Source organism: Cystobacter fuscus DSM 2262 (assembly GCF_000335475.2).
GTDB classification, from domain to species: domain Bacteria; phylum Myxococcota; class Myxococcia; order Myxococcales; family Myxococcaceae; genus Cystobacter; species Cystobacter fuscus.
Genome location: NZ_ANAH02000073.1, coordinates 151,824 through 165,132, shown reverse-complemented (window position 1 = coordinate 165,132; position 13,309 = coordinate 151,824). Strand labels below are relative to the sequence as shown.

At 67.0% G+C, this 13,309-nt stretch carries 12 protein-coding genes; 7 read left to right on the top strand and 5 right to left on the bottom strand.

Annotated elements, in window-relative coordinates; all coding sequences use genetic code 11:
* Positions 1–76: 76 nt before the first annotated feature.
* Positions 77–1,903 carry an ATP-binding protein gene (locus D187_RS51490; RefSeq protein WP_245592019.1) on the bottom strand — a complete coding sequence of 609 codons (1,827 nt, stop codon included), beginning with the start codon at positions 1,901–1,903 and terminating at the stop codon, positions 77–79.
* A gap of 995 nt (positions 1,904–2,898) precedes the next feature.
* On the opposite strand from D187_RS51490, the gene D187_RS47915 reads away from it, so the two are divergent.
* Positions 2,899–3,069 carry a hypothetical protein gene (locus tag D187_RS47915; RefSeq protein WP_155894078.1) on the top strand — a complete coding sequence of 57 codons (171 nt, stop codon included), beginning with the start codon at positions 2,899–2,901 and terminating at the stop codon, positions 3,067–3,069.
* A gap of 40 nt (positions 3,070–3,109) precedes the next feature.
* Here the strand turns inward: D187_RS47915 and D187_RS47910 are convergent, their stop codons facing one another.
* The gene (locus D187_RS47910) at positions 3,110–3,463 is read right to left on the bottom strand and encodes a VOC family protein (RefSeq protein ID WP_002623610.1); all 354 of its coding nucleotides are present in this window, start codon (positions 3,461–3,463) and stop codon (positions 3,110–3,112) included.
* 193 nt (positions 3,464–3,656) lie between these two features.
* The gene (locus D187_RS47905; RefSeq protein ID WP_002623609.1) at positions 3,657–4,118 is read right to left on the bottom strand and encodes a VOC family protein; all 462 of its coding nucleotides are present in this window, start codon (positions 4,116–4,118) and stop codon (positions 3,657–3,659) included.
* Positions 4,119–4,241: 123 nt separating this feature from the next.
* Here D187_RS47905 and D187_RS47900 point away from each other — a divergent pair, with 123 nt between their 5' ends.
* Together D187_RS47900 and D187_RS47895 are read left to right on the top strand one after the other, a co-directional pair.
* Complete coding sequence (locus D187_RS47900; RefSeq protein ID WP_002623608.1) at positions 4,242–5,138, top strand: LysR substrate-binding domain-containing protein; 897 nt, start codon at positions 4,242–4,244, stop codon at positions 5,136–5,138.
* A gap of 106 nt (positions 5,139–5,244) precedes the next feature.
* Positions 5,245–5,862 (top strand): hypothetical protein, encoded by a 618-nt coding sequence (locus D187_RS47895; protein ID WP_155894077.1) that lies wholly within the window; start codon positions 5,245–5,247, stop codon positions 5,860–5,862.
* 220 nt (positions 5,863–6,082) lie between these two features.
* Here the strand turns inward: D187_RS47895 and D187_RS47890 are convergent, their stop codons facing one another.
* Positions 6,083–7,192: a DUF5953 family protein gene (locus D187_RS47890; protein ID WP_020918771.1), complete on the bottom strand. Its 1,110-nt coding sequence runs from the start codon at positions 7,190–7,192 to the stop codon at positions 6,083–6,085.
* A 240-nt stretch (positions 7,193–7,432) separates the two neighbouring features.
* On the opposite strand from D187_RS47890, the gene D187_RS51485 reads away from it, so the two are divergent.
* The 4 genes from D187_RS51485 to D187_RS47870 all read left to right on the top strand — a co-directional run bounded on the left by D187_RS51485 (position 7,433) and on the right by D187_RS47870 (position 12,818).
* A complete protein-coding gene (locus tag D187_RS51485) occupies positions 7,433–9,706 on the top strand; it encodes an ATP-binding protein (protein WP_002623606.1) in 2,274 nt (757 codons plus the stop codon).
* Between the two features lie 131 nt (positions 9,707–9,837).
* Complete coding sequence (locus D187_RS47880; protein ID WP_245592018.1) at positions 9,838–10,989, top strand: SGNH/GDSL hydrolase family protein; 1,152 nt, start codon at positions 9,838–9,840, stop codon at positions 10,987–10,989.
* Positions 10,990–11,135: 146 nt separating this feature from the next.
* Entirely contained in the window at positions 11,136–11,771 is a 636-nt protein-coding gene (locus D187_RS47875; protein WP_043435633.1) for a glutathione S-transferase family protein, read from the top strand.
* Positions 11,772–11,786: 15 nt separating this feature from the next.
* Positions 11,787–12,818: a pyridoxamine 5'-phosphate oxidase family protein gene (locus tag D187_RS47870; protein WP_169433444.1), complete on the top strand. Its 1,032-nt coding sequence runs from the start codon at positions 11,787–11,789 to the stop codon at positions 12,816–12,818.
* A 4-nt stretch (positions 12,819–12,822) separates the two neighbouring features.
* On the opposite strand, the gene D187_RS47865 is transcribed toward D187_RS47870, so the two are convergent.
* Positions 12,823–13,305, bottom strand: a complete 483-nt coding sequence (locus D187_RS47865) for a GNAT family N-acetyltransferase (RefSeq protein WP_043435690.1) — start codon at positions 13,303–13,305, stop codon at positions 12,823–12,825.
* Between the last annotated feature and the right edge of the window lie 4 nt (positions 13,306–13,309).

The following is a 13,309-nucleotide window of genomic DNA, read 5'->3' as shown; positions in this document are numbered from 1 at the left end:
CACGAGCGAGAGCCCCGTGACGTGTTCCGCCTCGAGGCGCTCGGTGACGGCAGTGAGTGGGTTGGTGTTACCGCCGCTACGGCTCCCCAGCGCCGATCGGCAGTTCGAGCGTGAAGGTGGCGCCCTGCTCGGGGCCAGGACTGGAGCAGGTCAGCCGTCCCTCCATCTCGGCGGCGGCCAGGGCGCTGATGTGCAGGCCGAAGCCGTGTCCCGTCTTCTTGGTGGTGAAGCCCTGGGTGAACATCCGCGCCAGGTTCTCCGGCGCGATACCAACGCCATTGTCCACCACCTCGAGCAGCAGCGGGCCCTCCTCGGGCGCTCGCCTCACGTGGATTTCCAACCGCTTGTCCTGTTTCGTGCTGTCCACCAGCGCTTGCTTCGCGTTGCTCAGCAGGTTGATGAGGATTTGCAGCAGCTTGTGCCGGTCGACGTAGACGGGAGGCACCTGGGCGTAGTCGCGCTCGATGCGGATGCCCAGGCGCTCGAAGGAGACGGCGTGCAGACGCAGCGCCTCGTCGATGAGCCGCGGCACCACCACCTGCTCCACGGCCCCCGCGGCCCTCGCGTGCTTCTGCTGCATGCTGACGATGGATTTGATGTGATCGACACTCTCTCCCAGCGAGCGCATCTCCTGGAGCAGCGCATCCCGCTCTTGCTGGAGCTGGTCGGACACGGCGACGAGATAGGCCGGCAGATTCTGGCCCTGCGGATCCGCGGTGAGGAATGAGGCCATGTCCGTGGTGTGCTCGCGCAGGAGCTGGGCGGCCCTGGCCAGGCCCGAGACGCGTGATTGGCGGAGCCGGTCGGTGACGAGGTTGGTGGAGATGTTGACGCTGTTGAGGGTGTTGCCCACGTTGTGGAGCACCCCCGTGGCGACCTCGGCCATGCCCGCCTGCCGCGAGACGTCCACCAGGGTGCGGTGCATCTCCCCCAGCCGGGTCTCGGCTTCCCGGCGGGCGGTGACGTCGCGGCTGAAGAGTGTCACCCCCACCACCCGGCCGTCCTCGCCGGTAATGGGATGCATGCTGATGTCCAGGACGAGGCGGGGACCCCCCTCCACATACGTCTGCTCCAGGCGCAGGCGCTGGCCTTGGAGCACCTGGGCGAGGCGTGCCTCCCAGGCCTTGCGCTCCTCTGGTTTGTCATGATGGAAGAGCAGCTGTCCCGGCTCGAGCGAGATGCCAGCGCGCTGGAGGTAGACGCGCCTGGCACCCGAGTTCACGGTGAGCAGGCGTCCCTCACGGTCCAGCGAGAGCACGAGGTCGTCGGTGCTCTCGATGACGCTGTTGAGTTTGCTCTCGCTCTCCCGCAGCTCCTTGAGCGTCCGCTCGAGCGAGAGCTGCGCCGCCTCGCGCGCGGTGCTGTGTAGTGAGCCCAGGCCCCAGGCCCCCACGAAGGCGATGCCCGCGAAGACGTGGATGAACCAGATGAACTCGAGGGTGATGGCGCTGGTGTCGATGCCATTGTCCGCTCGGTAGAACGGATGGGCCAACCCCAGGGCCGCGAACAACAAGAGGGTGATGGACAGCCCCATGCGTGGCCCCACCAGGTACACCGCGAGGGCGGGCAGCATCATGTTGATGGCATGCGCGCCACCGACAGGATTCTTGTCCATGAAGGTGGAACCCACCAGCCCGATGGTGATGTTCACCAACAGGAGCATGGCGGGCGGAGTGGACGTGGTGGTCCTGTGTGCCAGCAGAAGTGTCACCAGGTAGCCCAGGCCGGCGATGCTGGCCATGACCCCGAGCGGGAGACTGCGCTGGGTGATGGACCACAGCAGGAACAGGGAGTTGAACAGCAAGAGGATGCAGGCGGCCCCGACCATGATCCGGTGACGGATGAGGTCCGTGGGCGTGGCATTGCGCAGGGACTCCGAGAGCAGGGAGTCCAGTCGTGCCATGAGCCAGGGGCGGCGCCCGTGGGACGTGGAGGCCTGTCGAGAAGGCTCGGGAGGCGTGGGGACGAACGGAGACATCTCGAAGGTGGGAAGGTTCGCCATGGTTGGGGGGGAACAGTCGGGAGCGGGGGCTCTCGACGGGGTCCGGGATGATTGTGCGCGGGGGCGGACTCTTCCCCAAATAGAGCGGCGCTTCGAGCCAGGCGAGCTGGAGCGTGTCCTCGCCGGAAATGTGGAGCTGGAAGGGACCGCCGCGGTGCCCGCGCGGCCCGCGGGAGAGCGCACGGTAGCGGGGCAGCCGGGTGAGCGCCCCTGGCCTCGAGGGACAGGCGCGAGGAGGACACCACCAACGGCTGGCTCTCGTCCGCTGCCCACCCCGCTCGCATTCACCGCGCGTGCCGGTGGGTTGTCCCTGAGGAGCCTCGCGCTGACGGACACGCTCGTGCGGCTGGATGGCGGAGGGGTCCATCTGGAGGCGTTGGGGTTGGACAGCATGCGGATGTCCAGCGCACCGTCCGGCCAGAGCGCCACTCTTTGAGCAGGCTGGATGCCTCGGCTTCACGGGGCGTGGAGCCCGAGGGGCGCGGGTCCGTCCGGGTGCGTGTGTCCTCGGGCGAATCAACGATCCAGCTCGTCTTCCGGGCGCGGCCTCGGCTGCTGGGCCGTGGTGCACGAGGACGGTGGGCCGGTCACCCCCTTCCAGCTCAACGGCAAGGGGTTTGACTCGCCTGAGGGCCACTTCTCCCTCCCTCTCACCTTGGCGAGGAAGATGGACGTGATGGGGAAGGTGGTGGATGCGCTCAGCTCGGCGCCTGTCTCCCAGGTGGGGGTGGGAGTCAGGGGTGGCTTCTTCCCGAGGGTGTACACGCGGTGGGATGGCCACTTCACCCTGAGGACGCCCCTCCCAGGGAGGGCTTCCGATTCCCGGGGAGCTGCCCCTGCTCGCTCCCCGGCAAGGGCTTTACGGCAAGCTGTCCACGGGCTTCATGGGCAAGCGCGTGAGCGATGGCGTCCGGCGTTTCTCCCTGCTGCCTGGCGGCGACTACACCCTCATCGCCATCCGTCACGACGACTCGGGCACCGACGTCCACCGCGAGCAGGTGGAGCTGCCCTCCGAGGGCAATCAGTCCCTCACCCTGGCGCCGCTGTGGACCCGCTTCGAGGATTAGCCCTGGGACGGAGCGCAGCGGCATCTCCTCCTCGACCTTGTCAGTCCCGATGGCGCACGATGTTGATGACGTTGCCGTCGGGAGCTCGGAGGAGGAACCGGCGTACACCCCAGGGTTCTGTCGTGATCGGGTGCACGATCTCGTAGCCGAGGCGCAAAGCTTCCTCGTAAGCACCTTCGATGTCATCCGTGTGGATGGAAATGACCGGGTTTTCGGGTGCGGACGCGTCGCGCGTGACGAGTTGGACGTTCGCTCCGGTGTCGGGAGAGGTGTAGCGGGCCACCCATCCCATGTTGAACTCCTCGGTCCTCAGCCCGAGGTAGTCGGTGTAGAAGCTCTTCGCTGCTTCAACGTCAGCCACGTGAAGGTTTGCCATGATGCGGGTGGCGCGCATGCGGTCCTCCTGAGCACAACGAATGTGCAAAATGATTGTCCGAACGCCGCGGCATGTCCACTGACGGCCTCACCGGCGTAGAGCGTACGGAGGCTTCGAGCGGCCAGGACCAGGGTCCAACCCTCGCGGCCGAAGCGCTCCGCCGTGGCCAGCCCGATGCCCGGGCCGGCGCCGACGCGCAGCAGGGCGCCGCTCACGACAGCACCTGCGCCAGCTCGATCAGGTTGCCGAACGGGTCGCGGAAGAAGGCCAGCTTGCGGCGGATGGCCTCCAGCACGAACGGCTCGGTGACGATGGTGACGCCGCGTCCGCGCAGCTTCTCGACCGTCTCCTCGACGTTCGAGACGTTGAGGCAGAAGTGATGATAGCCGCGGTACTTCAGGCTGTCGGCCAGGTCGGTATAGGGGCGGACTTCGGCCGGCGCCGGCTCACCGCCGCCCAGCACCTCGATGTAGAAATGATCGTCGGTCGGCGGAGCCAGATAGGCCAGGTTCTCGTCGCCATAGGCCCATTCGGCCACGACGCGGAAATCCAGCTTGCCGACGTAGAAGGCCTTGGCCTCTTCCAGGCTGGGGGTGCGGACGGCGACGTGATGGCCGCGCATGTCGGCGAAGATCGAGCCGGGGTTCTGGGCGGGCGGGATGAAATCAGCCATTTGAAACGCTCCTGTTCTGGCCGGCGGCGTCAGTGCCACCCGGCTTCGAGGAGAAAAGTGCGCTTTCACGACCACGATGATTAGATTGGAAATCTTCCGCTCAATCCTGAGTATGATTCAGCAATGCGCACGACGGATCTTTCGGAACTGGCCGCCTTCGATGCTGTTGCCCGCCACAAGAGTTTCAAGCGGGCGGGCGAGGAGCGCGGCGTCACGGCCTCGGCCATCAGCCACGCGGTCAGCAATCTGGAATCCCGCGTCGGCATCCGGCTGCTGAACCGCACGACTCGCAGCGTATCGCTCACCGACGCGGGGGCCATGCTGCTGTCGCGGCTGGCGCCGGCGTTCGGGGACATCGGCTCGGCCATGGACGGGTTGAATCAGTTCCGGGACTCGCCGTTCGGCAAGGTGCGGCTCAATGCGCCCAGTTCGATCGCGCCCTTCATCCTGGGTCCCGTGCTTGGACCCCTGATCGCCTCCCATCCCAACCTGGAGCTTGAGATCGTCACCACCGATCGACTGGTGGATATCGTCCAGGAGGGTTTCGACGCCGGCATCCGGCTGGGGGAAAGCCTGCGCGACGGCATGACGGCCGTGCGGATCAATCCCCGCCTGCGCTTCGCGGTCGTCGGCTCGCCGGCCTATTTCGCGGCTCGGCCGGTCCCGCGCACCCCCGCCGAACTGAAGGCTCACATCTGCTTTCAGAACCTCTATCCCTCGGGCATGCGCTACGCCTGGGAGTTCAAGAAGGACGGCCGGACCGTGGAGTTTCAGCCCACCGGGCCCTTCTCTTCCGACGACCACGACCTGCTGATCCGAGCGGCCTTGGCGGGCGGAGGCCTGGCCTATGTCTGGGAGAACCGGGCGGAGACGCTGATCCGCGACGGCGCACTGATCCGCTGCCTCGACCCGTGGTGCGCCCCGGAAGACTGGCTGTATCTGTACTACCCGGCCCGGAAATACATCTCCGCCGGCTTGCGGGCGGTGATCGAGACCATGCGGGCCAATCGGTTGAGCTGACGGTGGCGTGGTGAGAGGAGGAGGAGAGACGCTCGCGCAGCAACCGTCCCGCCGAATCGAAGATCTCCTCCCGTGACCCGCCGTGCGAGGTCGCGTAATAGATGGAGTGCTTCAAGACACCGTTCTCGTGGTAGTCGAATCTGGTTATCCCGTACAGGATTCCGTCAACCCCCGTGTCGCGGACCTCCACCTTGAGGCCCGCTTCGTCATAGACGAAGGACTCGGTGGAGGAGTGATCCCCATCGCGAATCTTCTCGACATGGAGCAGACGTCCCCTGGCATCGTAATGAAAGAGGTCTCCCGTCACGGGGTAGTCGGAATAATGGGCGAGCAAGAGTCCGTCAGACGCGTATTCCCATGTGGAGAGCTGGTCGGACTCGGGTCCGTGCTCCTCCCTTATCACCTCACGACCCGCGGCATCGTAGACGGAGAAGATCTCGAACTCGGTGCCGCCATTGGGCCCGAGGGACCGCCAATGGAGCATCCGCCCATGTGCATCCAGCAGCTTTTCCTCGTGAAGCGAGCCATCCTGAAGATAGGTCCGCTGAAAAACCACACCGAGAGGCTGGGCGAGAGCGTCGAAGGGGACACGCCGGGGTGCTGTTCCCACCGAGGGACACTCGTCCGTTCACCCCCGCAGGCGAGCCAGAGCGAGGACATCACTCCTACCACAGCGAACACTTCGCGAATGTTTCCCATTGACGAGTCCCCCCTGGACCGCTGAATCCAGACGACCCTGGGCCAAGGAGCGCAGCCTGACAAGCGAGGCGGGAGCGTTCCCGTCCATCAGCCGACACCCTCGGGCTATCGCCCGGCGCAGCCTGTGTCAATGTGGCTGTTGTTGGCCGGCAGAAGGTGTCGAAGGTGTCGGCTCGGCAGAGTTACCTTCCCCGAGGGGTAAGCGAAGGAGCCCTGAGTGCGGCCAGCGCGAGCCGTGCCGAGCCTCAAGAGGCGGAGCGTCCGCCAATCTCCGGGAAGCGCTCGTAGGCCCGTTTGAGCGCGTCCAGGTGGGCGGGGTTGTCCAGGTCGAGCGGCGCATCCGTGAGCTGCACGACCCACCCGCCCGTCGCGGTACGCCGTGAGCGTGACAGCAACTCCGCGTCGCGGGAGGGGTCCGGAAAGCCGATGGCCCGTGCCGCAGCGGCCGACCAGTAGCTTAGCCACCCGAGGCGATGCGGAATCTCAGGCGAGCGCATGGCACCAGGCGACTTGATCATCGGCAGCCCGCGAGGAGGAGGCTCCAGGTCGTCTGGCCGATTCTTCGTCTGGCGCGCGATATCCAGCGACGCCTTGGACGGCGTAGCATGCCCCCAGTACGCGCGCGCGGTTTCTGCCACGGCCTCCAGCACATCCGCTGCCGCTGCAATGCCTTCTGGGCTCAGTGGGAGCTTTGCGTGTATTTCGAGCTGGGCCTGACCGCCCGGCGAACTGGTCGCAGGCGCTTCCGTTCCATACACCGAGACGAAAGCACGCTCATCGCCGTTGTGGAGGAGCGGAAATTCTCGGTCCATCCTCTGTTGGGCCAGCCATGCATCGCGATTCGCCAAGAGGGTACGCTGCCCGTCCAGTGAAGTCGTCCATCCCAGGCGCGGGCCAGGGAACACACGCTCCATCCCATGAACCACGGCCACAGGTCGACTGTCGTCGCCCACGAGCGCAGGCGCGTAGACGATGAGTGTCATTTTTTTTCGCTTTTCCGTCATCTCAGCACCAGGCCGAACCTGGGGACGGCCCCTCTTCTCGTAAGCCTCCAGCGCCTCTGAGATCGCGAAGCCCACCACCACCACACCCGCCACAACTACCGCTCCCACGATGATCTCCGGTGCGGCCAGCACGCAGACCCCGAGCCCCATGGCCGCAGCGCCCGCGGAGGCCACCGAGCATCGTCCCGTGAGGTCGTGAAACTCGAGCCGGTCATGGTCGAGGGCCTGATAGCACCGCTCCGCCAGCACGGGCCAGGGCTCGGAAGCTTCGCGGACGGCGCACCGCCCCCCGTCCGTCCAGGGCAGCTTCGCCGCTCGCTGGAGGTTGGCATACCTCGGGTCCCAGTCCACGGGCTCTTCCGGGCTCGGCGCTGACGTAGCGCAGGCGGAGACGTAGAGCAGAAGTGCGATGCACGCTCGAAGGCGCATGGTCGGGTCCTCTGTCGAAACGAGGACCCATTGGATCCTAGCGGGGCCGTTCGGAGTATGTGAGCGCGCTCCGACAGCGACGAACGAACACGTGGGTTCGATTCCCGCCGCCTCCACGGCAAGTAAGGCTTGCCACGTTGATGGCCCTCCCAGGAAGGAGGCATGGCTTGGCAGAACGCTCTTCCGCCCTCACCCATCAAGATGGGACCGGAGGACATCATCGACCTGTTTCACATCCACGATCGCTCCCCCTCGAGCCGCGAGAAGGCAACCGCGCGCCGGTCGCTCTCGCTCGCCCTGCTGCTGACGGGGGTGGTGGGGGTGCTGCTCACGATCGGACTGCTCGATGTCGACAGGAGAGCCCGCCACGGCCAGGAGCAAGAGGCCCTGGTCCAACAGAAGGCCCGCACCCAGGAGCTGGCCTCGGAGCTGGGCACCACGCTGCGTGGCGCCGAGCAGCTCATGGATACCCTGGCCGTGCTCGTGGGCCCCCTTCAGGAGAAGCGGGCGCTCGAGGAGTTGATGCGCCGCGTACTGGCCTCCGCACCGCAGAGCACCTACGGGCTCGGGGTGTGGTTCGAGCCCGAGCAGTTCGTGCCAGGGACGCGCTACATGGGGCCCTACCTCCACCGGGAGGAGGCGAGACGTGGAGGTCTTCCCCTCCTCACCTATGAGTGGTCCACGCCCGCCTACGACTACTTCCGGAGGCCCTGGTACCAGCAGGCGCGCGCGAGCGGGGGCCGCATCGTCATCTCCGAGCCCTACGTCGAAGAGGACCAGGCCTACGAGACGCTCTCGAGGGCCTTCTTCGACGACCAGGGCCGGCTGCGAGGGGTGGTGAGCGTGGACCTCTTCCTCCCCCAGGTCACGGAGATGGTCCGCCATGCCAACCTGTCTCCCTCGGAGATCCTCTATGTCGCGAGCCCCGCTGGCGCGCTCCTCGCCCACCCGAGCGAGGAGCAGTTGCTCACCTGGGCACGAGCGCGAGGCAAACCCGTGCGGTCCCTGTGCGAGCTCACCCTCGTGGAGCTGCGGACGTGGGAACACGAACAGGAGCTGGACCGGGGACGGCACCTCACCGAGGTGAGCGTCCCCCAGGCGGGCTGGAGGGTCTTCGCTTCGACGGACGAAGGCGTGCTGTTCAAGGCGGTGCGCCGGCAAGAGGCGTGGGTGGTGGCCCTGTGCGTGATGCTCTGGGGAGGGCTGGGGGCGAGCGGCCTGGCCATGGCCCGCTCGGAACGGGCCCTCGCCCTGAGACGCACACTCGCCGAGCGCCAGCGTCAGGAGGAGGAGCGGCAGCGGCTGCTCGCCCAGGTACGGCAGCGCTCGGCGGAGCTCCAGGCCATCCTCGAAGGCATGGTCGATGCCGTCATCGTGACCGATGCCGTGGGAGTCATCACCCTCGCCAACCGGGCCGCGCTGAAGCTCTTCGGGCAGGCGATGCTCGAGGGGACCCGGCTGGACTCCGTGTATCCGCACCATCGCCCCCGGGGGCTGGACGGGCAGGACCTTCCTTTCGAGGAGCTGCCCATGGTCCGCTCCCTGCGAGGCGAGCAGGTGAGCGACACGGATCTCATCATCACCGGGCCCCAAGCGCCCCGGCAGCTCGTCCTCCGGCTGAACTCCGCGCCCATCCGCGACGAGTCGGGCCGTGTCATCGCCGCGGTGTCGGTGGCGCGCGACATCACCCAGGCCATCGAGCTGGAGCGCCTCCAGGGAGACTTCGTGAGGATGGCCGCGCACGAGCTGAAGACGCCCCTGACGGTGATGAAGTCCTTCGCGCAGCTCTCCCGACGCGCGGAAAACCCCGCCTCCACGCCAAGCCGGTTGCTCGAGGGCATCTGCCGCGGCGTGGATCGCATGGATCGGTTGGTGCGGACGCTGCTCGATGCCTCGCAACTCCAGAGTGGCCAGTTGCGCTTCGAGAAGGAGTCGGTGGAGTTGCGGGCGCTGGTGGAAACAGCCATCGCACGGACCCATGCCAATCACCCGAACAATCCCATCCACCTCCAGCCGGCTCCCGAGACGTGGGTGTTCGGAGATCGCGCGCGGTTGGTGCAGGTGCTCGCCGAGTTGCTCGACAATGCCGCACGCTACTCACCCGTGGGCCAGGGCGTGGAGGTGGCCGTCACTCCCGACGGTGACGCGGTGGAGATCTCCATTCACGACCAGGGCATTGGCATCCCGGCGGAACAACGGGAGCGGATTTTCGAACGCTTCTACCGGGCCCATGCGGGCACGCCCCATGATCGCGGGGGACTGGGGCTGGGATTGTTCCTGGCCCGGGGCATCGTGCTGCAACACGGTGGCCGCCTGGAATTGGAGAGCCGCGAGGGAGAGGGAACCCGCGTACGTTTGCGTCTGCCTCGTCTGGGCAGGCGGAAAATAGCAGCTCGGGCGCGAGACACGGACGTGCGGGGCTTCCGGGAGGGCTGAACGGAGGGACATACCCACCGTTCGAACCACCTCGGGCGCAGTGTACTGTAAGAGAAAGAGGGCAATCGACAGACGCGCCAACGCGCGAGGTCCGATGATAGCACACGCACGATGACGGCGGTGCGCGGCGATTGCAGGCCACATGGACGGCCGCGCCGCAGGACTACAACGAGACCATTCCAGTACCGGGGGTGCCGCCGCCGGAGCCGCAATCGTTCCAGGACCAATCGATACGACAGGTGATGCGGGTATCGGCCGGCGGGGACAAGGTTCGGGTGCGGGTGTCGAACCTCTTCGGCACCGCTCCAGTCACCCTCGGCGGCGTGCACATCGCCCGAGGCACTGGCGGCGCATCCATCAATGCCACCACGGACACCCTCCTGCGCTTCAACGGTCAGGAGTCCGTGACGGTCCCCGCCGGCCAGGAGGCCTGGAGTGACGAGGCGAGCTTCTCGCTCCCGTCCCAGACGGACGTGGCGGTCACCGTGTACGTGCCCCAGACGACGCCCGTGGCGACCGTGCACTCGCTGGGACAGCAGACCATCTCGGTCGCGGCCGGAAACGCCCTCGGCAGCGCGACCTTCACCCCAACGCAGACACGGCAGTCGTACTACTGGGTGACCGGCCTCGACGTGCGCAACGACGATGCCCGCGGAGTCATCGTCGCCTTCGGGGATTCCATCACCGACGGCGCGGGGTCGACCGTGGATGCGCTCAACCGCTACCCCGACTTCCTCGCGCGTCGCGTCGCGGCCGACCCGGCGCTGCAAGGGTTCAGCGTGGTCAACCAGGGCATCGGGGGCAATCGGGTGCTCAACGACGTCATCGGAGCCAGGGGCGTGGAGCGCTTCCAGCGTGACGTGCTGGGCACGACGGGGGTCACCCACGCCATCATCCAGATCGGCATCAACGACATCGGCTTCGGAGGCTTCGTGCCGGCGCAGGCGGTGACGGCCGACGAGATCATCGCCGGCCTCCAGACCATGGTGGACCAGGCGAAGGCGCGCGACGTCGAGGTGTTCCTGGGCACCCTGCTCCCGCTCAAGGGCATGGCCGCGCCGTACTACAGCCCGGAGGCCGAGGCCAAACGGCAGGCGGTGAATGCCTGGATTCGCGCCAACACCGCACAGGCCAAGGGCATCATCGACTTCGAAGCGGCCATGCGCGACCCGGCCGACCCGCTCCAGATGCGCCTGGAGTACGACAGCGGCGACCACCTGCACCCCAACGGGGCCGGCTACGAGGCGATGGCCAATGCCATCGATCTGGCCTTGTTCCGGTAGGGGAGCCCGTGCTCCAGCGCGCGACATGGTCTCGACTCGGTCCACGCAACCATTCCGCGATGTGGAACAGTGCCTTGTCAGGAACGCGCATTCCGCTCGCGGGCGGCAACGAGCATCTTTCCCTTCGAAAGCGAGGCGCATCGCCCATGACCGTCCCCGTCCGTCCCCTCCGTTTCTATCGCTACGCCCTGTCTGGCCATTCGCACCGGGTCGAGCTGTTCCTGTCCCTGCTGAAGCTCCCGTCGGAGTTCATCGACGTCGATCTCGCCAAGGGGGAGCACAAGACGCCCGGATTCCTGGCCAGGAACCCGTTCGGCCAGGTGCCGGTGCTCGAGGACGGGGAGGTGACGCTGGCCGACAGCAACGCCATCCTCGTCTATCTCGCGACGCGGTACGACCCCTCGGGACATTGGCTTCCGCGAGAGCCGGTCGCGGCCGCGCGGGTGCAGCAGTGGCTCTCGGTCGCGGCCGGGCCGCTCGCGTCGGGTCCCGCGGCGGCGCGCCTGGTCACCGTGTTCGGTGCGAAGCTCGACGCCGAGCGCGCGAAGGCGATCGCCACCCAGCTCTACACGGTGCTCGATCCGTCTCTGGCCCACAGGAGCTTCCTCGTCGGGGAGGCACCAACCCTCGCCGACGTGGCGCTCTACTCCTATACCGCCCACGCCCCCGAGGGGGGCGTGTCCCTCGAGCCCTACGGCAACGTCCGGGCGTGGCTCGCGCGCATCGAGGCGTTGCCCGGCTTCGTGCCGATGCCGCGGACGCCGACGCGGTTCACTGCCTGATCCATGGAGCATGTCATGTCCCAGAACACCCCACCGAACGTCCCCGGTGCACCGCTGCCGGGTTGGTCCCACGAACGGTCACCCTTCCACGCCGGCGAGCAGGCCATCCAGGAGCGGGTCGGAATGCGTGCTCGCCTCGAGCAGACCGGGCGCAAGGTCATCCGCTCGTTCATGCCGGAGCAGCATCGCGAGCTGTTCCGCGAGCTGCCCTTCCTGCTCGTCGGCAGTCTGGATGGTGAGCGACGTCCATGGGCCTCCATCCTCGTGGGCCGACCGGGCTTCGTGGCCTCGCCCGACCCGCGGACGCTCGTGGTCTCCGCCTTCCCCGGCTTCGGAGATGCCCTGGGCCAGAACCTCCTCCCGGGCGCGCCCCTGGGCCTTCTCGGTATCCAGCTCGAGACGCGCCGCCGCAACCGGATGAACGGAACGGTGGTGGAGCTCGGCGAGGGCCGATTCGTCGTCCGGGTCGAGCAGAGCTTCGGCAATTGCCCGCGGTACATCCAGGCACGGGAGCCCGTCTTCGTGGCCGAGCCCTCCCGTGTCACGGAGCCGCGACCCGTGCGGAAGGAAGGCCCGCGGCTGTCCGGTGCGAGCGTCGAACTCATCGACCGCGCGGATACGTTCTTCATCGCCACGGCGTCGCCGGCCGCGCGCGGGGACGAGCCGGTCGAAGGTGTCGATGTCTCGCATCGCGGTGGCAAGCCCGGCTTCGTGCGAGTGACGGAGGAGGCCGGCCGCACCGTCCTGACGGCCCCGGACTTCAATGGCAACCTTCTCTTCAATACGTTTGGCAACCTGGTCCTCAACCCGCGTGCGGGTCTGTTGTTCGTCGACTTCGACACCGGCGGGCTCCTGTCGCTGACCGGTGAGACCGAGATCGTCTGGGAGGGGCCCGAGGTCGAGTCCTTCACGGGGGCGGAGCGGCTCCTGCGCTTCCGCGTCACGGAAGGCACGTGGATCGAGGACGGCGTGCCGTTGCGATGGTCCACGGCACGGCCCGCTCCGCAGCTCGGCGCCACCGGCTCCTGGAAGGAGCTCGGGCCGTAGTCAGTCAGAGTTGCTGATACATCACGAAGGCATCGACGTCGCCTGCCGTGGGGTGCTGGAAAGCGACCGGCAGGCGGCCAACGATCCCAAATCCCAGGGACTGCCACAGGCGCACCGCGCGCTCGTTCGTGCTGACAACGAAGTTGAACTGCATGGCCCGGTAGCCTCGCGACCGCGCGTGCTCCAGGGAGTGCTCGCACATGCGACGAGCGACTCCTCGGCCAGTGGCCGCCGCACTCGTCATGTAGCCGCAGTTGCAAACGTGCCGTCCGCCGCCTGCCTGATTCGGGCGCATATAGTAGGTGCCAAGAACGGCGCCGTCCTCCTCGGCGACAAACGTCTCCTTGTCGGGTCCCATCCAATAGGCCAGCGCGTCGGCTTCGCTCATGTTCGGGTCGAGCGCGTAGGTGGCGCCCTCGCGAATGGTCGGGAGGATGATCTCAACGATGGCTTTGGCATCGTCGGCTGTGGCTTTCCTGATGAGCATGGTC

Bases quoted from the DNA above. Each gene is read 5' to 3' on its own strand.
- D187_RS47905 (WP_002623609.1), bottom strand. From the start codon at position 4,118: ATGGCTGATTTCATCCCGCCCGCCCAGAACCCCGGCTCGATCTTCGCC.
- D187_RS47875 (WP_043435633.1), top strand. From the start codon at position 11,136: ATGACCGTCCCCGTCCGTCCCCTCCGTTTCTATCGCTACGCCCTGTCT.
- D187_RS47865 (WP_043435690.1), bottom strand. From the start codon at position 13,305: ATGCTCATCAGGAAAGCCACAGCCGACGATGCCAAAGCCATCGTTGAG.
- D187_RS47870 (WP_169433444.1), top strand. From the start codon at position 11,787: ATGTCCCAGAACACCCCACCGAACGTCCCCGGTGCACCGCTGCCGGGT.
- D187_RS51490 (WP_245592019.1), bottom strand. From the start codon at position 1,903: ATGGCACGACTGGACTCCCTGCTCTCGGAGTCCCTGCGCAATGCCACG.
- D187_RS51485 (WP_002623606.1), top strand. From the start codon at position 7,433: ATGGCTTGGCAGAACGCTCTTCCGCCCTCACCCATCAAGATGGGACCG.
- D187_RS47910 (WP_002623610.1), bottom strand. From the start codon at position 3,463: ATGCGCGCCACCCGCATCATGGCAAACCTTCACGTGGCTGACGTTGAA.
- D187_RS47900 (WP_002623608.1), top strand. From the start codon at position 4,242: ATGCGCACGACGGATCTTTCGGAACTGGCCGCCTTCGATGCTGTTGCC.